This window comes from Thiomicrorhabdus sp. zzn3 (assembly GCF_029767755.1).
Classification (GTDB): Bacteria; Pseudomonadota; Gammaproteobacteria; order Thiomicrospirales; family Thiomicrospiraceae; genus Thiomicrorhabdus.
Genome location: NZ_JARUQS010000002.1, coordinates 443,203 through 464,640 on the forward strand (window position 1 = coordinate 443,203; position 21,438 = coordinate 464,640).

General features: G+C 50.4%; 18 protein-coding genes. 8 read left to right on the forward strand and 10 right to left on the reverse strand.

Annotated elements, in window-relative coordinates; all coding sequences use genetic code 11:
- Positions 1–145: 145 nt before the first annotated feature.
- Entirely contained in the window at positions 146–3,040 is a 2,895-nt protein-coding gene (locus QCB44_RS09635; protein WP_279409741.1) for an ATP-binding protein, read from the forward strand.
- 85 nt (positions 3,041–3,125) lie between these two features.
- On the opposite strand, the gene hisI is transcribed toward QCB44_RS09635, so the two are convergent.
- The 6 genes from hisI to QCB44_RS09665 form a co-directional block, all read right to left on the reverse strand.
- Complete coding sequence (hisI, locus tag QCB44_RS09640; RefSeq protein WP_279409742.1) at positions 3,126–3,572, reverse strand: phosphoribosyl-AMP cyclohydrolase; 447 nt, start codon at positions 3,570–3,572, stop codon at positions 3,126–3,128.
- 4 nt (positions 3,573–3,576) lie between these two features.
- Positions 3,577–4,659 carry a 3'-5' exonuclease gene (locus QCB44_RS09645; RefSeq protein ID WP_279409743.1) on the reverse strand — a complete coding sequence of 361 codons (1,083 nt, stop codon included), beginning with the start codon at positions 4,657–4,659 and terminating at the stop codon, positions 3,577–3,579.
- 95 nt (positions 4,660–4,754) lie between these two features.
- On the reverse strand, positions 4,755–5,606 hold the full coding sequence (locus QCB44_RS09650) for a UDP-2,3-diacylglucosamine diphosphatase (protein ID WP_279409744.1): 852 nt from the start codon (positions 5,604–5,606) through the stop codon (positions 4,755–4,757).
- 46 nt (positions 5,607–5,652) lie between these two features.
- The gene (locus tag QCB44_RS09655) at positions 5,653–6,774 is read right to left on the reverse strand and encodes a GNAT family N-acetyltransferase (RefSeq protein WP_279409745.1); all 1,122 of its coding nucleotides are present in this window, start codon (positions 6,772–6,774) and stop codon (positions 5,653–5,655) included.
- On the reverse strand, positions 6,771–8,063 hold the full coding sequence (locus QCB44_RS09660) for a BtaA family protein (RefSeq protein ID WP_279409746.1): 1,293 nt from the start codon (positions 8,061–8,063) through the stop codon (positions 6,771–6,773). Before QCB44_RS09660 ends, QCB44_RS09655 begins: the two co-directional genes overlap by 4 nt.
- Positions 8,064–8,272: 209 nt before the next feature.
- Positions 8,273–9,418: a glycerate kinase gene (locus QCB44_RS09665; RefSeq protein WP_279409747.1), complete on the reverse strand. Its 1,146-nt coding sequence runs from the start codon at positions 9,416–9,418 to the stop codon at positions 8,273–8,275.
- A gap of 312 nt (positions 9,419–9,730) precedes the next feature.
- Between QCB44_RS09665 and QCB44_RS09670 the strand changes: the two genes are divergently transcribed.
- From QCB44_RS09670 to QCB44_RS09680, 3 genes are all read left to right on the forward strand, one after another.
- Positions 9,731–10,822 carry a GGDEF domain-containing protein gene (locus QCB44_RS09670; protein WP_279409748.1) on the forward strand — a complete coding sequence of 364 codons (1,092 nt, stop codon included), beginning with the start codon at positions 9,731–9,733 and terminating at the stop codon, positions 10,820–10,822.
- 164 nt (positions 10,823–10,986) lie between these two features.
- Complete coding sequence (locus tag QCB44_RS09675; protein WP_279409792.1) at positions 10,987–12,477, forward strand: SulP family inorganic anion transporter; 1,491 nt, start codon at positions 10,987–10,989, stop codon at positions 12,475–12,477.
- Complete coding sequence (locus QCB44_RS09680) at positions 12,477–13,346, forward strand: universal stress protein (protein ID WP_279409749.1); 870 nt, start codon at positions 12,477–12,479, stop codon at positions 13,344–13,346. Before QCB44_RS09675 ends, QCB44_RS09680 begins: the two co-directional genes overlap by 1 nt.
- Positions 13,347–13,546: 200 nt before the next feature.
- On the opposite strand, the gene QCB44_RS09685 is transcribed toward QCB44_RS09680, so the two are convergent.
- On the reverse strand, positions 13,547–14,107 hold the full coding sequence (locus QCB44_RS09685; RefSeq protein ID WP_279409750.1) for a thioredoxin family protein: 561 nt from the start codon (positions 14,105–14,107) through the stop codon (positions 13,547–13,549).
- 195 nt (positions 14,108–14,302) lie between these two features.
- Here QCB44_RS09685 and QCB44_RS09690 point away from each other — a divergent pair, with 195 nt between their 5' ends.
- Positions 14,303–15,433, forward strand: a complete 1,131-nt coding sequence (locus QCB44_RS09690; protein ID WP_279409751.1) for an MBL fold metallo-hydrolase — start codon at positions 14,303–14,305, stop codon at positions 15,431–15,433.
- Between the two features lie 127 nt (positions 15,434–15,560).
- Here the strand turns inward: QCB44_RS09690 and QCB44_RS09695 are convergent, their stop codons facing one another.
- Both QCB44_RS09695 and QCB44_RS09700 read right to left on the reverse strand, forming a co-directional pair.
- The gene (locus tag QCB44_RS09695) at positions 15,561–16,172 is read right to left on the reverse strand and encodes a superoxide dismutase (RefSeq protein WP_279409752.1); all 612 of its coding nucleotides are present in this window, start codon (positions 16,170–16,172) and stop codon (positions 15,561–15,563) included.
- A 258-nt stretch (positions 16,173–16,430) separates the two neighbouring features.
- Positions 16,431–16,727 carry a YcgL domain-containing protein gene (locus QCB44_RS09700; RefSeq protein WP_279409753.1) on the reverse strand — a complete coding sequence of 99 codons (297 nt, stop codon included), beginning with the start codon at positions 16,725–16,727 and terminating at the stop codon, positions 16,431–16,433.
- Between the two features lie 138 nt (positions 16,728–16,865).
- On the opposite strand from QCB44_RS09700, the gene QCB44_RS09705 reads away from it, so the two are divergent.
- Positions 16,866–17,837, forward strand: coding sequence for an NAD(P)H-binding protein (locus QCB44_RS09705; RefSeq protein ID WP_279409754.1), 972 nt, complete (start codon positions 16,866–16,868; stop codon positions 17,835–17,837).
- A gap of 143 nt (positions 17,838–17,980) precedes the next feature.
- Positions 17,981–19,240 carry a multifunctional CCA addition/repair protein gene (locus QCB44_RS09710; protein ID WP_279409755.1) on the forward strand — a complete coding sequence of 420 codons (1,260 nt, stop codon included), beginning with the start codon at positions 17,981–17,983 and terminating at the stop codon, positions 19,238–19,240.
- Between the two features lie 84 nt (positions 19,241–19,324).
- Here QCB44_RS09710 and QCB44_RS09715 read toward each other — a convergent pair whose 3' ends face one another.
- Positions 19,325–19,891: a DUF3365 domain-containing protein gene (locus QCB44_RS09715; RefSeq protein WP_279409756.1), complete on the reverse strand. Its 567-nt coding sequence runs from the start codon at positions 19,889–19,891 to the stop codon at positions 19,325–19,327.
- Between the two features lie 282 nt (positions 19,892–20,173).
- On the opposite strand from QCB44_RS09715, the gene QCB44_RS09720 reads away from it, so the two are divergent.
- Positions 20,174–21,415 (forward strand): biotin/lipoyl-binding protein, encoded by a 1,242-nt coding sequence (locus QCB44_RS09720; protein ID WP_279409757.1) that lies wholly within the window; start codon positions 20,174–20,176, stop codon positions 21,413–21,415.
- Positions 21,416–21,438: the final 23 nt, after the last annotated feature.

The window sequence follows — 21,438 nt, forward strand, 5'->3', positions numbered from 1 at the left end:
GTGTGGCGTTGATAGGCAAGGATCGTTGGGTAATGCTATGCTTATAAATCGTGCGGTCGTGGCGGTTTTGCAGACGGGACTCCTTGTCATCAGATTAAACCAGGGACTGGCCCGATAAGAGGTGTTCGGGGGCTTTGGAGCTTAAATGGAATTAACGTTAAGTAAGCGAATTAAAAAGTGGCTGCGCGTATTCACGCCCGGTTTCGCTTTTGGATTACTGTTGATCGCCCTGATGATCTATCTCGGTGGTCAATACCTGCAAGCCAGCTTCCAATCCAGAGTGGCCGAGACCGCTGAGGTCACGGCACGCGGCGTCAGCAGTCTGATTGTTGAGCGTCTGCAAAATTATCAAACGGTCATGCGATCTGTGGCCAACCATCATGAAGACCGGATTTATGAGCTCTCCTCCGGTGGAGGTTATCCTTACGATCTTTCTCAAATCTCTTCGGAAATTTACACATTGTTTGATGAGGTTCGCCAATTTGCCGTAGTCGATGAAGTTGGCAAGGTGGTGGTCGGCAGTATGACGGGAGTGCAAGGAGATGCCTTGCCAAATCAGTGTCAACAGCAGATTGAACGGGTGATGCAATCCACTTTTGAGCCGGTTGAAACGCAACTGCATAGTGGGCCGAATGGCAAGCATCTGGACGTCGTCATCAAGATCAGCCGGGGACGTGAGGTGGCCGGTTTATTCGCCAGCTTTTCTTTAGAGCCGTTACAGAAACTTTTAAAACGTTTTGAAACGCCTGAACTCAATCTTTTGATTGTGAATGCCAGCCAAGTGAATCAGGTGTTATTAACGTCCAATTCACTGGAGAAAGAGCGGGAAACGATTCCGCAAGCCTTGTTGCAGGAAACTCTGTCCATTGCTCCAGTAGAAGGAACGCGCTGGCAACTGATTGCGTTGCCGGCCAATGCGTTATTTACCCGTTATGCTCACAAAGTCAGTTTCTTTTCCTGGCTATTATTTGCCGCGACCACCGTGGTTCTGATGATCTTTTTACACTTTTTGCGAGTGGCGAATGAAGCCCGTTTTCAGGCCGAGCAAAAAGCCTCCTACAGTGCGCTGTTCAACGCCGGTCCTACCGTTTTGTTAGAAAAAAATGTGCAAAGCGGCATGGCCATCGATTACGTTTCTCCCAACGTCCTTCAGCTTTTAGGCTTTACCGATGCGGAATTGGCGGATGAACGCAGTTTTTACGACCTGATTCACCCCCAGGATTTACCGGAATTTAAACGGGCCTTGCAGGAAGCGAATGAACGCCGGCAAACTTCATTTGAAATGGAGTATCGGCTAATGCGTTCGGATTGGAATTACATTTGGGTATACAGTCTGGTGCACTTGTCGCGTGATCCTTTGGGGCGTTTGCATAAGGTGCAAGGTTATATCACCTCGATTAATGCGCAAAAACTGGCTGAACAGCAGGCGACAACGCTGATAGAAAACGCACCCGATGCGATGATTGTGACCGACCTCAATGGCCATATTTTGCGCGTGAATAAAATGGCGGAACAGCTGTTTGATTACTCGAAAGAGGCCTTATTGCAGCAGCCGATGGGGCGTTTGATTCCTTCTTACGATGAGGCGCTTAAACTGATTCAGCGAGAAGAAACCGCTACGCATCGCGAGTGTCAGGGAGTGTCACGCTTGCAAAAAACCTTAATGCTGGGAATCAGTCTGAGCCGGTTGCAAACTTCTGAAGGGATGATGATTGCCAGTGTGATCCGTGATGTTTCGCTGCAAAAAGCCGCGGAAGCGCAGATGCGCGTTGCGAAAGAAAAAGCAGAGGCTTTGGCCCAGGCACGAAGCCATTTTATGGCCATGGTCAGTCATGAGATTCGGACCCCGATGAATGGCGTGCTGGGAATGGCCGAACTGCTGTCGGAAACGCCGTTAGATACTCAGCAGCAGAGTTATTTGCAAGCCATACGCGACAGTGGCCGTTCGTTGATTTCAATTCTAAACGACGTGCTTGACTTCTCGAAACTGGATAAAGGCGGCATTCGTCTGCGTATTGAAGCGTTTGATCTTTATGACTTGTTGTACGGCAGTATTCAACTGCTTCAGCCTGAAGCCAAGATTAACGGTGTCAGTTTGTCTCTGGATTATGATGCAGCCTGCCCGCACCGCTTCAAAGGCGATGCCTTGCGTATCCGTCAGGTGGTGTTAAACCTCTTGGGCAACGCGATTAAATTCAGTCCGCAGGGAGAAGTTAACTTGGCGCTTAGAGTGCTTGAGGAAAATGATCGCGGTTTGGTGGTATGTTTGAGTGTAGCCGATACCGGAATTGGTATTGACCCTATGCATGTGGATCGCCTATTTGAGCCTTTTACCCAAGTGGACAGTTCAACTTCTCGCCATTTTGGCGGTACCGGTCTGGGCTTGGCCATCAGTAAACAGCTGGTTGATCTGATGAACGGTCAAATCGAAGTGACTTCCGAAGTTGGCAAAGGCAGCCTGTTTAAGGTCATTCTGACGCTTCCGAAAGCAGAAGAGGATACAAAAGACATTCAGAAAGCGAGTGCTGAGACTCGTGTCGTCAAGACAGCGCCCGAGATGGCTGTACCGCAAAAACTGGAAACGTTGAGCACCGAAAAAGAGTTCTCCGAAGTTGCAGTCGATAACCAGCAACCGCGTGTGCTTTTGGTTGAAGATGACCGAGTGAACCAGCAAATCGCCGAGGCGTTTATAGAAAAGATGGGATTAGCGGTCGATATTGCGCATAACGGCGTGGAGGCTCTGGAATTTTGGCGCCTGCATCGCCATCAGTACGCTCTGATTTTGATGGATTGCCAGATGCCCAAAATGGACGGGTTTGAAACCAGCCGAATTATTCGTGAAGAGGAAGCGCAAATGGATGGTCATGTTCCCTCCATTATTATTGCGTTTACCGCCAATGCGTTTGAAGAGGATGAGGCGCGCTGCTTACAAGCGGGGATGAACGACTTTTTGATTAAACCGCTCTATGCGGATCAATTTGAAGCCACGATTTATAAATGGTTGCCGGAACTGCAAACCGATTTGACCACCATCGATTAATGATGTTCGTAAACGCCACACAAACACAACAGGCCTGGTCAGTGAAGTGTTTGACGGGCCTGTCATTTCCATTTTAGGCGGTCGACTATTTTTGGTAGAGCGTTTTCGGGTCAATCAGCGGGTCGCTGGTGATTTCGGCCAGGTTATCGTGAACGGCGGTATAGAAGCAGCTGCGGCGCCCGGTATGACAGGCCGGCCCGGTTTGGTCGACACTGAGCAAGATGGCGTCGCCATCGCAATCCAGAGCCAGTCCTTTGAGGATTTGCACTTGCCCGGATTCCTCGCCTTTGCGCCAGTAATTCTGCCGCGAGCGTGACCAGTAGCAGACACGCCCGGTGCGTAAGGTTTCTTCCAGCGCTTTTTCATTCATCCACGCCATCATCAACACTTCTTTGCTGTCGTACTGCTGCGCAATGGCTGGAATCAGACCGTTGTCATCAAATTTGACCTGCTGTTTCAGCACTTCCCAGTCAAAGGTGTCACCTTGATGTGCGCTTTCCAGCGTTTTAAACGTTAAGGGGGTTTCACTCATCCGCTTACCCTCGTTTTGCCTTTGCAAATGCAGCCGCAAAAGGGTTGTTGGTGATTTCATCCTTGACCGCTTGCGGTTTTTTCATGGCCACTTGAGATTTACGCCCTCTGCGCAGCATCGCTTGAAACAGTTCTACGGTTGCTTGAGCATCCGCCAAGGCATCGTGAGCGTCGCCGGGAAAAGGCTTGTCGAGAATGCGCTCATAGGCATCGGTCAATTTTGGAGTTTTGTAGAACCAGTACATTTTTTCACTCTGCCAGCGCAATGCACCGATCAGATCCTTGCTCAGCTCGGCGGCATCCAGCCAATCGTTGTAGTCGAGTTCAAACGGCAGCAGCTTTTTAGCAGCGCTCTTTTCCAAATAGGCAAAGTCACTTTCTGTACTGTAAGCCAGGACGACATCGGCTTCTTTGAGCAGGGTGTGAATTTCATCCCACACATCCACCAGTCTCGGCTGATCCTGCACCATCTCGGTGGTGATATTGTGTTTTTCATTCTCCGGGATGTCGTAACCCGGATTGATAAGTTGGTTAAACAGTTCCTTGCCGTTGATGTCACACGCCGAAAACTGGATGATGTCCGCTTCCGGATTGGTGGAGATATCGGTCGCTTCAATATCCAGGCAGACGATATTTTTGCCTTTCAGCTCGTTATCCAGCTCTTTAAGCTTGAACAGCGCGTCATTGCGGCGCTCCTGAATCAAAGAGATGACCTCCGAGGAGGTGAATTCTTTAATCAGCGCTTCGAGCTTATTCTTCAAACGGTTGACCGATTTATGCAAAGACTTGCGAATGGCTTCATCTTCAGAACAGCGTTCAATAAAGGTCTCAACGTCAATCACATCTTCGCCGACCTGCAGGTTCTTCAGGGTAGCGGCAGTGATTTTTTTGGCGTTGAAGTCATGGTCTTCCAAAGGTGGAATAATCAGATTGGCGCTTAACAGCGCAGTTTCGCCCTTAGCGGGAGAGGCAATGACCTGTACGCCTTTGATGTTCAAGCCATCGGAGGCGGCCACCGCGACCAGATACTCTTTTAGAGGTTGGTTTCGTTTGTCGATCAGAATCAGTTGGGCGTTATTCTGGTTCATGGCTTCCCGCTTTGTAAAAATCAAAAAGCGTATTTTAACAGAGAGTTCGGTGCGAATCAGGTTAGAGTCGCAGCCTGCAAACAGATTGCTTGAGTTTAACGTCTATTTTCGATGGTAACCAAGCTGGGGTTCTTTTTTTCTACCGGGGCTTGAGCCGTTTCATGGCCTAATTTAACCCAGCAGATTTGCTCGATGTTGCCGTTAAAATCTTCAACCAGGGCCGTGCACGATTCTACCCAGTCGCCGCAGTTGTAATAAGTGACTTGTTCACTGATCCGGCGGATTTCCGCGTGGTGGATATGGCCGCAGATGACCCCATCCATCTGCTTGTGTTCGGCTTCTTTAGCCACCGCTTCTTCAAATTGGGAGATAAAGTTAACCGCCCGTTTTACTCTGCCTTTGAGGTACGCGGAGAGCGACCAGTAGCCAAAACCCAAGCGGTGACGCAGCTGGTTGAACCAGCGGTTAACATGGAGCATGGTTTCGTAGAGGAAGTCGCCAAAAAAGGCGATCCAGCGGTGGCATTGAATGACGCCGTCAAACTGGTCGCCGTGTATGCACCACAGCTTGCGGCCATTGGCGGTGATATGAATGTACTCGTCAACCAGGTCGATATTGCCGAATTGGATACCCGAATAGCGGCGCAGCATATCGTCATGGTTGCCGGTGATGTAAATCACTTTAGTACCACGTTTGGCTCGGGTGAGAATGCGGCGAATCACATTGGTGTGGGCTTGTGGCCAGAACACTTTTTTGCGCATGCGCCAGCCGTCGATGATGTCCCCGACCATAATCAGGGTTTCGCAATCGTGATGTTTTAAAAACTCGCTCAGATAGTCGGCCTTGCAGCCTCGAGATCCCAGGTGCGTATCCGAAATCCAGATGGTTCGGTAGCGTTTAGGCTGTAGCGCGTTTTGGGCTTGATTGGATCCGGTGGATTCTTGCATGGTGAAAGCCTGTGGTTAAGTCACAAATAAAAGTCGGTACAAATTTTTAAAGCTGGTGCTTTTGCAGAAAACCGGCCGCAAAGCGGTTTAACAGGGCGGTAAACCCCCACTGTATACTGCGTTGCAAAATCGGCAGATGCCGAATATACAGCGCGGTGTATTCAATCACCGGAGTGCCGCCGCGCTGACGTTTGAAGTGTCCGGCTCCGGAACTCAGATTCAGAGGCAAGTTACGTTCTTTGGTGATTTTCAGAAGTTGCGCCATCAGCAACCGGTAAAGCCCGAGCGATTTCGGCAGCTCGGTGTCATAGCCTACAATCGGCGCGGTGATAACGCCGTGTTGGGTGAACAGGCCGATACTGGCGACAATGCGTTCTTCGTCATCGCGGAAGCTGAAGAATTCCACCAGTTTCAAACGGTGCAGCATTTCAAAATATTCGGCGCTCATTTGCGGGTTGTAGATCGAGTGCTTATCGATAAACAGCTGTTTAAAGATGCGTTCGATTTCCACAAAATCCTGCGCCTGATGCTGCTGGGGCGTTACCAATGTTAGTGATGTATTGCGCAGCAAGCGTTGATCGTTTTTGACATTGTTGCGCTTCCACCAGTGGCCGTCCGGATGCCCTTCGGGCATGAACAGATACACTTGCCGTGCGGGAAGCATGAGCCAGCCTGTTTTTTTGAGGCGTTGGATCAGTTCGCCGTCGGTTTCGTGGTTTAGAGAACGAATGCTCAAACTGTAAAGAGGGTTGGCGTTAATCAGCTTGTCAGTAAGGTGCTTGATGGTTTTTGCATCCCAGTCCGGCATGATGTTGGTGGAAAACAGCCAGTTGTTGACGGAAACCGTTTGGTTGATGCGTCCCAGTTTGAGCAGGCCTGACAGAATGGCAATCACGCCTTTGAGTGACCATTGCAACGCTTTGCTGTTGAGCAGGCCGAGTTCATCTTTGGCGTAATGTACATAGGCGGTATAAGGCGAGCAGACGTAGCTGTTACGGTACTCTTTTTCATTGCGCGTCAACGGATAGGCGTGGCCGTCAATAAAGATCGGTTCCAGTTCGGTGACGATGTTGTCAATCGCTTTCGGCGATTGGCGCTGCATTGCTTCCAGTTGAGAAATGAACTGGTAGGCGCTTGACCAGGCGAGTTGCGGCGGCTGCGTCGTCATGCTGAAGCGGAATCCGGCTGATAGTGGTAGACGAAGACAGCGCCGTAAATGGCCGAGCGATCCTGTTCGCTCCAAGCATGATTGGCGGCTTGATCCGTGTGCCACGCACGCAGGCGCTGCGGTTGCAGTTTGGCTTCCAAAGGGGAAACAGTGCCTGCGGTGCGGAAGACTACCCGGGCTCCCGGCATGGCGGTACGGTTAACCTGTTCCCACAATGCATTTAATTGCGCTTGATCCATCCAGTCTTGTGCATCCAAAAAAAGGTAGGTATTGAGGCTTTGTGCCGGCATTTGGCTCAGACGTTCGGTCATCGACTGATGATGTACAGTCACCTTGTCAAATTGTGCTTTCAGGGCTTCAAAAGCAGAGGATTGCAAATAGCGAGGCAGAGCCTGTCTCTTTTCGACATCGTATTCGCGTTGGAAGGCCTGCCAGGCAAAATAATTCTGATTGAGTGGAAAGTCACAGGCCAGTTTGCGGGCACGTTCCTTCAGTAGGTGGTGCATGCCGATGCGTTCTTGCTTCGATTCGCGATGCATTTCTTCAAACTGTGCGGGCGGAATGCCCAAGCTGTACATCACCATCGAGCGGTTGCATAAAAAGCGCATGAGGCGGGTGTCGAATACAGGAGCGACATGTTGATCGAATAGTTTTTGCTGTTCTTCCAAAGTACGTGCCTGCATCACCTTGGAGATGTCGTATCCAAGGCGTTTGCTGACCCAGTGAATCAGGCCGATAAACCGTCCAAGCAGACCGTATCGGTAGAATCCGTTGGCGAACATTTCAATGCGTTTTTGGCGTTTCAGTCCTTCGCGCCCTTCCCAGTAAGCCAGGGTTCGGGCATCCAGATGCGGTTTGATATAGCCCTCGTAGCGGTCCAGGTTTTTGGTCAGATTCGCTTTACCGAAAAAATCGAAGAATGCGGCGTCATCCGGCAGGTGTTCGATTGCGGCGAGCTTTAACTTCAACAGCGCAATGTGCGCTTCGTTGAGATCGACTACGGTGATGGAGGCCGGGGTTTCGGTCAGGTAGTTGAGGACATTGCAGCCGCCGGAGGAGAGGGTGAAAATATGTGAGTCGCTGTTCAACTGTAAGGCGGCGATATCCACTTCAGGGTCTTCCCAGATTTGCGGATAGACCAAACGGTTAAACCAAGCGGTAAACAGACGATCCAGCAGGCCTTTACGGCTGAAAATGGAGGCGTTGTTGACGGCCTGGTTGAGGAGGTCTTTGGTTAACAACTTGTCCTTTGAGGCTTCAAGCGAAGCGGGTGCTGGGGAGAGACTCATGCTCAACGACCTTTCTTTCTATTGGAGTGATGCCGTTGATATTAAAAGGCTCGCTTTACTGCTTTATGAAGCTTGTGTAACAGCTGTGTGAAGGTCAGCGAAAATGCGCGTTGTTATGTAACACTTTTATGAAAGCAGCCCAGTTTTCGATTTGACCAGGCCTGCTTGGAATGTTGAGTGGTATTTTGAACGATAACCGTCGCGCAGCATTAGCCGTTGCTGGACGGCGGCAGCAGAGAGAGTACCGACAACAGCGTTTGATACAGGAGCGGTGCGGCATTTTGCATGGCTTCGATTTCATGCATCGGCGTATTGACGATGCTGAACAGGGCGCGAAACTCCGGCAAGGTTTCCGGCGAACAGCCCAAAGAACCGCACAGACCGATGGTCGGCACTTGATGCTTCAGTCCCAGTTCGGCAATGCGCATGGGTAACTTGCCAAAGCGGGTTTGATCGTCGATACGGCCTTCTCCGGTGAAAATCCAGTCAATGGATTCCTCTTGAATCAACGCTTCCAGCCCAAGGTGTTGGTTCAGAATCTCAAAACCAGGGGTGACCCGGGCATTGAGTAAACCGATGAAGCCGGCCGCCATGCCACCGGCGGCACCGGCCCCGGGAATCTCGGTGACGTCTTTGCCGGTTTTGTCGGAGATGCACTGCGCCCAGTGTTTCAGTCCCGCTTCCAGTTTGTCGAAATTATGTTCATTGACGCCTTTTTGCGGCCCGAAGACAGCGGTGGCGCCTTGCGGCCCGAGCAATGGGTTGGTGACGTCGCAGGCCAGTTCCCACTCAATTTCCAATAAGGCAGGCGGGATATCGCCTATTGAGCCTAAATTGGGCAGAGCCTGTCCGCCCAGACCCAATTCATTGTGTTGCTTGTCCAGCAGAGGAATGCCCAAGGCTTGCAATGCGCCGGCTCCGCCGTCGTTGGTGGCTGAGCCGCCAAGCCCCAAGATCACTCTTTGCGGTTGCCGTTCCAGCGCCGCGGCGATGATTTGACCGGTGCCATAGGTGTGGGTTTGCAATGGATTGCGTTCTTCGGGCCGAAGTTTCGGCAAACCGGAGGCCTGCGCCATTTCAATAATCGCCGTACGGCTTTGCGGTTGCCAGGCAAATTGCGCTTTGGTTTTACGCCCCAGCGGGTTAGAAACCCAAACACTGTGGCGTTCGGCAAGGCCTGCGGCAATAAAGCTGTCTACAAACCCTTCGCCACCATCAGACATCGGCCGGCTGAATACCTCGGCGCCTGGATGACGCTTTTGAATGGCTTCAGAAGCAATGTTGCAAAAATCAATTGCGCTCAATGAGCCTTTAAAACTGTCCGGGGCAAGCAGAAAACGAAGTGGCTGATTCATTAAACGGTTCCTTGAAGCAAATTGTTGATCACGAAGATCGGATTCAATGTATGACTGAGAATTGGAAGCGGGCTCAGGCATTCTTAACCTAGTGGGTAAGTATTTAAGATGCGGCGCTGCATGGAATTAAGTTTTGGCGGTATCGCATGGTGCGAGTAACTTAATGATTACCTTAGCAGAAGCCGCGCTAAAAAAACAGAATAGGCGTTGCGCTGTTTTACTGTTTTGAGCGTATTATCGAGGGCTAATAATGCTTGAATGTTTTGAGTTTTGTATGTTAAATGAAGTAGTTAGCGCGACTGGAGACAATGTATGACATTTTGGGAGCCCTCGAAACTGGTTTGCGATCGTCAATTAACCGGAAGTCAGGCATTGCAGAACCGGGTGAAAACGTCATTGCTCCATCACTTTTCAGTTGCGACAGCCTTAGTCTTTTTGACATTTGGTTCTATTTATCTGATTTTAGGCATCAAAACGTCACTGGGTGTGTTTGAAGTCCTTTTGGGGATCGCCCAGCTCTTAAATCTTCTCTACCTGCGTCGAAGTGCCAATATTCTCTTTTCCAGCCGTTTTTTGGTGGCTTCGGTCTATTTTATGAGTCTGCTGATCTTTCTGACCGGAGGCTTGGGTAATACAGGATATTTGTGGCTGTTGTTTATTCCGCTGTTCACCATGTTGCTGTTGGAACGCAGTGAGGCGATTGGCTGGCTAGCCGCCTATACGGTGATCGTCGGCATGGTGGTCAGCTTATTTCTCTTTAACCGTCTTGAACTTCCCTATACGCTGGCGGAGCTGCGCCAGAGTCTGATTGTTTACGGGTTGATTATTTATCTGACCTATCATAATGAAAAGCTCAGATCGATTTCGAATGAGATGTTGCAACACAAAAATCGTCTGTTACATGAATTAACGCGTAAGGATCCTTTAACCGGTTTGCACAATCGTGGCCATATTAATGAAGTATTAAAAGCCGCTTTTGAAAAAGCCAAACGCGAAGGGCAGGTGTTTTCCATTATTATGGTGGACATTGATCACTTTAAACAGATTAATGATAATCACGGTCATCATATTGGCGACCAAGTGTTGAAGTTGGTCAGCGATCTGTTTGAAAAAAGTACCGATGATCACACCAGTGTGGGACGTTGGGGGGGAGAAGAGTTTGTGATTGTTTGTCCCGAAAGCACGCAGCAAAAAGCCATGGAGCGTGCGCAAACTCTGTGTCAACAGATTGCCGAGCATGACTTTGGTGTGGGCAAGCCGGTGACGGCCAGCTTTGGCGTGATTTCTTATCGCGCGTCATTTCCCTCTTTCGAAGCCATGTTGGTAGCAGCCGATGATCTACTTTATCAGGCTAAAAGCAGTGGACGTAACTGTGTAATCTGCTCAGGCGAATACAATCGTTAAACCTTTTCAGCAGGCCTGTCTGCCTTTACTCAACTCCCGATGTTCTTTACAATGCGCCGCGAAGAGACGATTTTAACTGTTTGATTTCGGAAGAGTTGTCGGCCATTTTCGCGATTTTATGTCTTCCAAAAGCGATCAGAGCAATGAAATAAAGGAACCTTATGCTGTTATTTTCTCCCAAACAAGATTGGTTAGGGAATGTACGCGGCGATATTCTCGCGGGTATCGTAGTGGCTTTAGCCTTGATTCCAGAGGCGATTGCCTTCTCGATTATCGCTGGAGTTGATCCAAAAGTCGGGCTGTATGCCTCGTTTGCAATTGCGGTCATTATTGCCATTGTTGGCGGTCGTCCGGGAATGATCTCCGCTGCCACCGCCGCGACTGCGGTCTTAATGGTAACGCTGGTCAAAGAGCACGGACTGCAGTATCTTCTGGCGGCGTCCATCTTGGCAGGCCTGTTGCAAATTCTGGCGGGCTACTTGCAATTGAACAAGCTCATCAGCTTTATTTCCCGTTCGGTGATGGTGGGCTTTCTGAATGCCCTGGCGATTCTGATCTTTATGGCGCAGTTGCCTGAATTGACTAACGTCACTTGGCATGTCTATGCGCTGACGGCACTCGGTTTGGCGATCATTTATCTGTTCCCTTATGTGCCTAAGATTGGTCAGATGCTGCCCTCGCCGCTGGTAACGATTATTGTTCTGACCATTATTGTGGTGGCGATGGGAATTGATGTGCGTACCATCGGCGATATGGGCGAATTGCCGGATACGTTGCCGGTTTTCCTGTGGCCGGATGTGCCGATGACTCTGGAAACGTTGCTGATTATTCTGCCTTACTCGGCGGCGATTGCCATTGTCGGATTATTGGAGTCGATGATGACGGCGCAGGTTTTGGATGAGATGACCGATACCGACAGCGACAAACAGCGCGAATGTAAAGGGCAGGGGATTGCTAATATCGGTTCCGGTCTGATGGGCGGAATGGCCGGCTGTGCGATGATCGGTCAGTCGATCATTAACGTCAAATCCGGCGGACGCGGGCGTCTATCCACTTTTGTTGCGGGTGCTTTGCTATTGATTATGGTGGTGTTTGTGGCCGATTACCTCTCGGTGGTGCCGATGGCTGCACTGGTCGCGATTATGATCATGGTCTCCATCGGAACCTTTAACTGGAAGTCGATTCCGGAGATGCGCACCAATCCAAAATCGGCGACGGTGGTGATGTTAAGCACGGTGATCATCACCCTGTGGACACATAATCTGGCGTTTGGCGTATTGACCGGTGTGGTGTTGGCGGCGTTGTTTATGGCGGCACGCCTCAGTCAGTTTATGTATGTGGAGTCGTCTCTGGACGAAGCGACCAATACGCGCACCTATACGGTGGTGGGCCAAGTCTTCTTCAACTCCTCAGATAAGTTCATGGGCTACTTCGATTTCCGCGAAGCGGTCGATAAGGTTGTGATCGATGTGCATCGTGCTCACTTCTGGGACATCAGTGCGATTTACGCGCTGGACAAGGTGGTCATGAAACTGCGCCGCGAAGGGGCTGAAGTGGAAATTGTTGGCCTGAACGAAGCCAGTGAGACTCTGGTGGATAAATATGCGGTGCATAACGATCCGCAAAAAATCGAAAAAGTCATGGGGGGACACTGATGGAAGCCTTACAGAAAAAATGGATTGTAGCCTGTGTGGATGGCTCCAAAATCAGTGAAGCCGTGGTCGATTATGCGGCTTGGGCGGCAAAAAAGGTCGGCTCGCCGCTGGAGTTGGTGCATGCCATTGAGCACAGCCAGTTGCTGGAGCATACCAGCCGTTCAGGTAACCTGACACCGAACATGCAGGAAACCCTGATGGATACGCTTAGTGAAGATGAAGCCAGCGAAAGCAAGCGTCTGATCGAAGAGGGTAAGGCGATGTTGGCTGTCGCAAAAGCGCAAATTAGTGAGCCGTCGGCGATCAGTGAAATCGCAACCAAACAGCGCCATGGTGCCTTGTCGGTGGCGTTAAAAGACTTGGAAGACGAGATTCGCATCCTGGTTTTAGGCGTACGTGGTGAGGCGCATGACGATGATGTGAGTGCGATTGGTGGACAGTTGGAAGAGACGGTGCGTGCGCTGCATCGGCCGACGCTGATTGTTAATGGCCCGTTTGCTGAACCGAAGTCGATGATGTTGGCGATCAATGATACCGACGGTGCACAGAAAGCGCTGCAAATGGTGGCACAAAGCCCCTTGTGTCGTGAAATGGACGTGCATTTGGTGACGGTGAATGATGATGTCGCCAAAGGCGAAAGCATACTTGCCACGGCAGCCGTAGTGCTGGAACAAGCGGGCTTTGAACCGAAACGCCAAGTTCTAATGGGAGATGCTCAGGCAGGGTTGATGGCGTATCAGGCGGATCATAATATCGATCTGATTGCGATGGGAGCCTTCAGTCACGGTAAGCTGCGTAATCTGTTTTTTGGAAGCTTTACTTTAAAGATGTTCAAAAGTGCGATTAAGCCGATTTTACTCTTGCGTTAGACGAGATGTAATCGTAACCAAACATCAAAAACGCCCGGACTGAAACCTCAGTCCGGGCGTTTTTGATTTCCATTATTTGAAACGGAACAGGCCTGTTCCGTGTCAAATAATGGAAATCAAAAACGCCCGGACTGAGGATTCAGTCCGGGCGTTTTTGATTTCCATTATTTGAAACGGAACAGGCCTGTTCCGTTTTTCGGTCAGTCATTCTTCCATTTTATCGAACAGCCCATGCTTGGGATTTGTTCCAGTGGGCCTTGCCCGGTCTGTGAAACCTGTTTCATCGCTTCCAGTAGATCTCGGCGAACGCCATCCGGGGCGGTTTCTTTGCGCGATTCGTCCAGACGGCCGCGATATTGCAATTTCAATTCGGCGTTGTAACCGAAAAAATCCGGTGTACATACCGCGCCATAGGCTTTGGCCACTTCTTGGGTTTCATCCATGACATACGGGAAGGGAAAATCCCACAGTTCGGCGATTTTTTTCATATTTTCAAACGAGTCTTCTTCATATTCGTTCGGGTCGTTGGACATGATGGCAATGCTGTTAATGCCGAATTCATCACGCAAAGTAAGGGTGTCTTCGACTAGGCGTTTGTGGATGGCCTTAACGTAAGGGCAGTGGTTGCAGATAAACATCACCAGCAGACCATTGGGCCCTTTGGCTTTGTCCAGTGTCCAGTGCTGGCCGTCAATCCCAGGTAAGTTAAAATCGATGGCAGGCTTGTCAAATTCGCAAACCGGCGTGGTTAAACTGACCATGATTCGCTCCTTGTTATTAGATGGTTAATTTGTTGGCCGGTCAGTATGCGTCAAGCCTTGGCAGGATGCAAGGCGGTTGCAAATGGTTCAGTGAAGGTCTAGAATTTTCATTCTAATTGTAGCGTTCGCTACTGTTTTTAATGTTTGCCGTCATAATCATAAGCGGGAGAAAGGGGTATGGGGAATGCGTCAAGTATGCGATTAAAAACCTTAGGAAGCGTTTTCATCAGAGGAGTGGGCGGCCTGTGCGCCTTGTTGTTGGTGGGGATGCAGCCCGCTATCGCTTCCAAGGCCGAGGGCTATCAGGATCCGTTTGTGGCGGGTATGCAGAATTACGCTAAAGAGAGCGGGATGAAGTCGGTGGCGACCTATGCCGATGAGGTGACTCAGCGGGTGCGAGCCGAAGGTTATATCGGTCCGGAACTGCCGATTCCGGCTTTGAAAGAGGTGACTGACGGAGTTTATACCATTACCGGTGCCTTGATGTGGGCCACCAAAGAGAATTTTGGTCTCAACAATAACATCAGTTTTGTGGTGTTTAAAGACGGGGTGATGGTGTATAACGCCGGCCCTAATCCCGTGGTGGCGTACAGCGCCCATAAACAGATCAAGCGTGTGACGAATAAGCCGGTCAAGTGGGTGGTGATCGAGAATAATCAGGGACACGCCAACTTGGGGGCAAGTTATTGGTGGGATGTGGGGGTACGCCAGATTTATTCGCAACAGTTTGCGACCGAGGACTTTAACAAAGCGTTTGATAGAGGGGTTGAGCGCGGTGTCCTGAGAGGGGATGTGGCGCTCTATGCTCCGGCACGCAATATGACCGCAAAGTACACGACTTTTAAGGACAAAGCGACGATTGATGTGGGTGGCGGAGAAACGGTAGAACTGCGTTATTTTGGCGAGGCGCACACGCGCGGTTCTACGGTGGCCTATGTGCCTTCAAGAAAACTGCTGTTTACCGGCGACTTGGGCTATGCTGACCGGATGATTGCCGTGTTTCCTTACACCAATACCCATGACTGGATGGGGGCGTTTGAACGCATGCGTGCTTATGCCGGAGAGGATGCGTTGGTGATTCCGGGGCATGGAGGGCCTTCAAGTATGCAGAAAGTGGCCGAGGATACCTATGACTATCTGAAGTATATGCGTGACGAGTCGCTGAAGCTGATCCGTGCCGGCAAAGGGGTCGAGTCGGCCGTTGAAATTGACCAGAGTCAGTTTGCATGGCGTCCAGTGTATGCGCAGACCCATGAAGGCAATGCGCGCAAGATTTTTAATGACGTATTAAAACATTTGCCGAAAGCGGATGACGTTAAAAAGTAAAAAGCAGGTCTGTTGAATTTGCCATATCGCAAAAGGCTGTAAAATAAAAAACCGCAGGAACTCATGTGAGAAACTGCGGTTTTTTTGTGTCAACGCGCCCACCTTGGTGGGCACGTGTAGGCACGGTTTACGCTTTGGCCGCGTTATACAGCTCAGCCACCTTGTTCCAGTTAACCACGTCCCACCAAGCTTGCATGTAGGCTGGGCGCAGGTTCTGGTAACGCAGGTAGTAGGCGTGTTCCCAAACATCCAAACCTAGAATTGGCGTTCCTTTCACCTCTGCGACATCCATCAAAGGGTTGTCTTGGTTTGGTGTAGAAGAAATTTGCAGTTTGCCGTCTGCAGAAACACTCAACCATGCCCAGCCAGAACCGAAACGAGTCGCTCCCGCCGTGTTGAACTGCTCTTTCATCGCATCCAGGCTACCGAAAGTCGCGTTGATGTCATCAGCCAAAGCACCGCTTGGGCCCCCCATGCTGTCACCGGTCATCACTTCCCAGAAGAAGCTGTGGTTCCAGTGGCCGCCACCGTTGTTACGTACGGCTGGAGAGATGGAACCGGCATTTGCAATCAACTCGTCAAGAGATTTGTCCGCGTGCTCGGTATCGGCAATCGCGTTATTCAAGTTAGTGATGTACGTTTGGTGGTGCTTGGTGTGGTGAATTTCCATGGTGCGTGCGTCAATGGAAACTTCCAACGCATCGTAAGCATAAGGTAGATCAGGAAGTGTAAAAGCCATGATGGATTCCTTTGTTTGAATTATAGGTCACAAATTTTGGAAAGCTCAAACCATTTTAACAAGTCTATTCGCCTAACAGTGCTTATCATCCGTTGTTACGCGATGCTTGTGACTGCTTCGTTGCAGCGGTTTGGCTCTGGTTGAATCTTCAGGCTAATATTGTAGCCAAGCAATCGGGATTGTAAATAGTTGAGTGCTTTTATCAGGTATTGGCAGGCCGGCGTTTTTAACCAGGCCTGCCCGGTTTGATATGCGTGATTAGCAGATGTTGTCCAAGCGTTCCGGTGGCGGGGCGATGTCACTGAATTTTTCCACTTGTTCCGGCGGCATCTGCATAAAAAAGCCTTTGCTTTGCAGTGCTTCGATGACTTTGATGCTGTCTTCGCGCGCCAGTTTGCGTTCTGGTGTCAGTTCAAAATCAATGACATGCTGCGGCTCGCCAAACATGACCAGCAGTTCTTTGGGCAATTTTTCCAGTCCATCTTCCTGGGGTACGTAAAGGTAGAGTTCGTCTTTTTTAGGGCTTTTGTAAGCCGATACTTGTAGAACAGTCATAGGGTTACTCTCATTCAAATCCATTTTAGCAATCCGCCTATTGTATCAAAAAGCCAACTTGAAAAGCTTGACCTTAACAGAGTGATTCCTTATCCTTTTCGGGTTTTGTTTAGGATTTTTAGAGTAATTGGATTTGACATGATGTTAGGAAACAGAGTCACAGTCTTTAGCGGGACGGGGTTCATTGGCCGTGAAGTGGTCAATGCATTATCAAAAGCCGGCTATGAGATTACCGTTTGCGCCCGTCGTCCTCAGCGTTACCGTGATTTTGCACTTTACGCAAAGACCAAGGTGGTTGAGCTGGCCTCTTATGATGACGCTGAAGCGCTCAATCGTGTGTTGCAAGGTGCCGACATTGTAGTCAATTTAACTGCAGACCGTCTCAATGGAACCGAGATGGTTGCGCTGAATGATTTGGTGCATGTTAACCAGAAAATCAAGGCGGCGATGGAGCATGCCGGCGTCAAGCGTGTCATCAGCCTGTCGCAAATTGGCGCATCTTTGAATCAGGAATCGAATGATTACTTGCGTCAGTTGGGTGAGGTGGATGCATTGATGCACGGTACCGCCAGTGCGCAGGTAACGATTTTGAGAACCAGTCTGCTGATTGGTGAAAAGGACGATACCACGCAGCGTTTTGTCAACCAGTTACAGCGTATGGACCTGCTGATGGTCGCCAATGCCGATACCGTGGTGCAACCGATTTGGGTGCGCGATTTTGCCCGGGCGTTGGTGAGTACGATTCGGAATGAATCGACTTTCGGTGAAAAAATCGAAGTGGCCGGGGAAGAGCGCTTAACCTTGAAAGAGCTGGGTGAGCTGGTTGCAGAGTTGATGCAGAAAGAAGCGGTGGTGTTCCCAATGTGCACCTTGAATGCAAGAATTATGGCATTTTTGGGTCCTTTTGCACCAATTGCGTCGGTCTCATCGAGCCAGCTGTTGATGCTAAAAGCCGATATGATTTCCGATGCGGACTTCTCTTCGCAGTTTGGTTTTGTACCGGGTTCTCTGGAATGGGTCATGTCCAATTACGCGGCTCCTCATCACATTCGTGAACGTTATAACTTCTTCCGTAAAGAGGCCAAGCGCAATCCGGACGAATTGGTTTAGGTTTTACTGAGCTGATTTTGTGGAGTTGAAAAAGCCGTCTGTTTAGACGGCTTTTTTATTGCGGGTTGCGATAGGTTGCAAATCGATTGGCAAGCGGTGTTTAATCACCGTTAAATATTTCAAGTTAAAAGGATAGTGCACTGATGCAAGGTAAGGTCTATTTGGTCGGCGGCGCGGTTCGCGATGCTCTGTTGGGCGTTCCGGTGTACGACCATGACTGGGTGGTAGTGGGCAGTACGCCGCAAGCCATGTTGGAGGCCGGCTATGAGCAGGTGGGCAAGGATTTTCCGGTGTTTCTGCATCCTAACACCAAAGAGGAGTATGCGCTGGCGCGTACCGAGCGCAAAAGCGGCGTCGGCTATCATGGTTTTGAGGTTTCTGCAGCGCCGGATGTGAGCCTGGAGGCCGATTTGTTGCGTCGCGATCTGACGATTAATGCGATGGCGCAGGCGCAAGACGGCACGATTATCGATCCTTACGGCGGGCAGCAAGATTTGCAAAATCGGGTATTGCGTCATGTTTCGCCGGCGTTTGCTGAAGACCCGCTACGAGTGCTTCGGGTGGCGCGCTTTGCCGCCAAGCTCGCAGATTTCGGTTTTGAATTGCACCCAGATACGGCTGAATTGATGACACAGATGGCGCACAGCGGTGAACTGGATGCACTGACCCCCGAACGGGTATGGCAGGAGGTGGTCAAGGCGCTTTCCTGCGCCCAGCCGAGCGTGTTTTTCAAGGTGTTGGATCGGGTGGGGGCGCTGGCGGTGCTGTTTCCCGAGTTGGCGCGTTTAAAGGGGGTTGAGCAGCCTGTGAAACACCATCCGGAAGGTGATGCCTTTATTCACACCCTAATGGTGTTGGATGCGAGCGCCGAACTCAGCGACGAGTTGGCGGTGCGTTTTGCTGCACTGGTGCATGACTTGGGCAAAGGGTTGACGTCGCCCGAGTTGTGGCCGAAGCATCACGGCCACGAAGCGGCGGGTGTGCCGGAGGTGGCCAAATTGTGCAAGCGTTACCGCATCCCGAAAAAAATCCAGCAGTTGGCTGAGAAGGTCTGCGAATGGCATGGCCTGATTCACAAAGGGCTGGATTCAGAAGGTCAGCCGTCTTTAAAGCCCAAAACCTATCTGAAAGTGTTGCAGGCGTGTCTGGCATTTAAGCAACGAGAGACGTTTAAGCAGATATTGCTGGCCTGCATGGCGGATGCGCGTGGACGCACCGGTTTTGAACAGGCTTCTTATCCACAATATGAGTTTTGGTTGCAGTTGGGCGAAGCGGCCGAGCAGGTGAATAATCGTGAGATTATTGAGCGGGGTTATCAAGGTGCGGAAATTGCCGAAGCGATTGAGCGCAAGCGCTTGCAGCGGATTGCCGATTTTGTGCAGGCTTTTAAGCAGAAAGCGTAAAGTGTTTGCGCTTAAAATGACCAGGCCTGCTCCATTACAAACTGATCAGGCCTGGTTGGATTCAGAAAAGACGGTGCGTACTGATTAGTTTTTCGCTTGTTGAAAGCTGAAAGCACCGCGAATTTGACCTTTGTGGAACCCGGTCGCTTTATCTTGCGGATAGAGTTCTTCCAGCTTGGCTTTAACGGCCGGCGGTACCGCGGTGCCATGGCAGGTCAAGCAGATATCACCGGTCGGGATCGCTTTCATGTAGCGGTAGGTATCCTGGCCGTCTAGCTTCACGATTTCAAATTTTTCCAGTTTTTTGATGTCCGCACCGCTGTTGGCTTGGGCTTCAAACCACTCCAATGTCTGCTTTTCCCAGGCGTCCGGCACGGCATTCACTGCACGTGGTTTCAAGCTGACGCGGTTGACATTCCAGCCACTGCTTTGCGACAGGTTTTGAGCGATTTCCGGCGCTTTTTTATAGCAGACGTCAACCGCATGCACCGGGCCGGCGGATTTCATCGCTTTACCCAGTTCCGGCTTGAGTTGGCCGAGAAACTGTTTGGCCAACTGGCGGGCTTCGAGCTGTTTTTCAGGCAGGCTGCTCTCTGCCATAACGCTTGCGGGCAGGGCCGCGATCAGCGCGCTGAGAATGATCTTTTTCATAGCATTTTCCTTTTGAGTTGAAGGGTTTTGGTTTATAGGGGTATAACATTAATCTATATTTGAACTATATCAACTCTTTATGGCTAAAACAATGCCACGAAAACTAAGGAAATAGTATAAGGTTGCTAAAGTCATTCCCTGAAGTTTGCAGGGATTTAAAACGGGTGAAGGCGTAAAAAAGATCGGATAGAATGGTCATTCTGCCTTTTCGGTTTCAGTGTGCCTAAGCAAACCGTAAAGTATTTCAATCGCGCAAAAGAAGATAAAGACAAGATAATGTGGATGAAAAAGATTAAGCAGATCGTCATTCCGGTGGGGATTTTAGTGGTCGCAGTAGCGCTGTTTTCCTATATGAAATCCACTAAGCCACAACAGCCTCCGGTTGAGGTCAAAGAAAAAGTCTGGCTGGTTGAAACCTTAAACGCTCGCTTTGAATCCTTGGCGCCGGTGCAGCGGCTTTACGGTCAGGTGGAGTCGCGCTCATCGGTGAGTGCGGCGGCGCCGATTACCGGGGTGGTCGATGAAGTGTTGGTTAAAGAAGGACAGCAAGTCAAGGCAGGGCAGCGCCTGATAGCCATGAATGCGTTAGATTTACAGTTGCCGGTTCAGCAGGCGAAGGCAGAATTGGCGGATGCTCAGGCTCAGTTGCGGCTTGAAAAACTGGCTTATGAAGCAAACGTACAGCGTCTGGCTCATGAGAAAAAAGTATTGGAGTTTAAACGCTCTGATGTTGTGCGCACCCGAGAACTGTTGAAAAAAGATTTGGTGTCGGTTTCTTCTTTGGAGTTGTCTAAAGAAGCACTGGCCAAGCAAGAGTATACCGTGGTGGGTGCGCAGCAAGCCGTAGAGGAGCACCAGCTCAAAGGCGAACAGTATCGAGCACGGGTAGAAAAAGCCAAAGCGGCCTTGAAACAAGCGCAGCTTAACCTCAAGCGAGGGACGGTGGTGGCGCCTTATGATGCGCGGATTGCCAAGGTGGCGGTCAGTGCGGGAGACCGTGTGAATGCCGGAGCGCTGTTGGTGGAGTACTATGCTTTGGATTCATTGGAGCTGCGCGCCAAGCTGCCGGTAATGGATTTTGCAGGTGTGCACCGACGTTTACAGGCAGGCGAGGTGGTGTCGGCACTTTATCGTGCGGATAGCAATGAAGCACCTCAAGAGCTGGTTGTTGACCGTATGGCCGGGGAGGCCTCCACCAGTGGCGTTGATCTGTTTTTTGCCCTTCCGCAAACTTTGCAAGCGAAGCGTCCGGGTGACCTGATGGAAGTGGAACTGCAAGGCCCGGTCTACGATGACGTGGTGGCGGTTCCTTACAGCGCGATTTATGGTAATGATCGTCTTTATCTGGTTGAGGGCGATCGGCTGCGCGCCGAGCAGGTTGAGATTTTGGGTGACCTGACGGTGGACGGCGGTTTGTGGGCTTTGATTAAGCCGGAATTTAAAGAGGGAAGTCGGATTTGTGTGACTCACCTGCCTAATGCGGTAACCGGGCTGAAAGTCAAAGTGGCTGAGGAGGCTTCATGAGTTCGAGCGAGCAGAAGAATGTC

Bases quoted from the DNA above. Each gene is read 5' to 3' on its own strand.
- QCB44_RS09705 (WP_279409754.1), top strand. From the start codon at position 16,866: ATGATGTTAGGAAACAGAGTCACAGTCTTTAGCGGGACGGGGTTCATT.
- QCB44_RS09700 (WP_279409753.1), bottom strand. From the start codon at position 16,727: ATGACTGTTCTACAAGTATCGGCTTACAAAAGCCCTAAAAAAGACGAA.
- QCB44_RS09685 (WP_279409750.1), bottom strand. From the start codon at position 14,107: ATGGTCAGTTTAACCACGCCGGTTTGCGAATTTGACAAGCCTGCCATC.
- QCB44_RS09645 (WP_279409743.1), bottom strand. From the start codon at position 4,659: ATGAACCAGAATAACGCCCAACTGATTCTGATCGACAAACGAAACCAA.
- QCB44_RS09655 (WP_279409745.1), bottom strand. From the start codon at position 6,774: ATGACGACGCAGCCGCCGCAACTCGCCTGGTCAAGCGCCTACCAGTTC.
- QCB44_RS09650 (WP_279409744.1), bottom strand. From the start codon at position 5,606: ATGCAAGAATCCACCGGATCCAATCAAGCCCAAAACGCGCTACAGCCT.
- QCB44_RS09720 (WP_279409757.1), top strand. From the start codon at position 20,174: ATGAAAAAGATTAAGCAGATCGTCATTCCGGTGGGGATTTTAGTGGTC.
- QCB44_RS09680 (WP_279409749.1), top strand. From the start codon at position 12,477: ATGGAAGCCTTACAGAAAAAATGGATTGTAGCCTGTGTGGATGGCTCC.
- QCB44_RS09635 (WP_279409741.1), top strand. From the start codon at position 146: ATGGAATTAACGTTAAGTAAGCGAATTAAAAAGTGGCTGCGCGTATTC.
- QCB44_RS09710 (WP_279409755.1), top strand. From the start codon at position 17,981: ATGCAAGGTAAGGTCTATTTGGTCGGCGGCGCGGTTCGCGATGCTCTG.
- QCB44_RS09665 (WP_279409747.1), bottom strand. From the start codon at position 9,418: ATGAATCAGCCACTTCGTTTTCTGCTTGCCCCGGACAGTTTTAAAGGC.
- hisI (WP_279409742.1), bottom strand. From the start codon at position 3,572: ATGAGTGAAACCCCCTTAACGTTTAAAACGCTGGAAAGCGCACATCAA.
- QCB44_RS09670 (WP_279409748.1), top strand. From the start codon at position 9,731: ATGACATTTTGGGAGCCCTCGAAACTGGTTTGCGATCGTCAATTAACC.
- QCB44_RS09715 (WP_279409756.1), bottom strand. From the start codon at position 19,891: ATGAAAAAGATCATTCTCAGCGCGCTGATCGCGGCCCTGCCCGCAAGC.
- QCB44_RS09660 (WP_279409746.1), bottom strand. From the start codon at position 8,063: ATGAGTCTCTCCCCAGCACCCGCTTCGCTTGAAGCCTCAAAGGACAAG.
- QCB44_RS09695 (WP_279409752.1), bottom strand. From the start codon at position 16,172: ATGGCTTTTACACTTCCTGATCTACCTTATGCTTACGATGCGTTGGAA.
- QCB44_RS09690 (WP_279409751.1), top strand. From the start codon at position 14,303: ATGCGATTAAAAACCTTAGGAAGCGTTTTCATCAGAGGAGTGGGCGGC.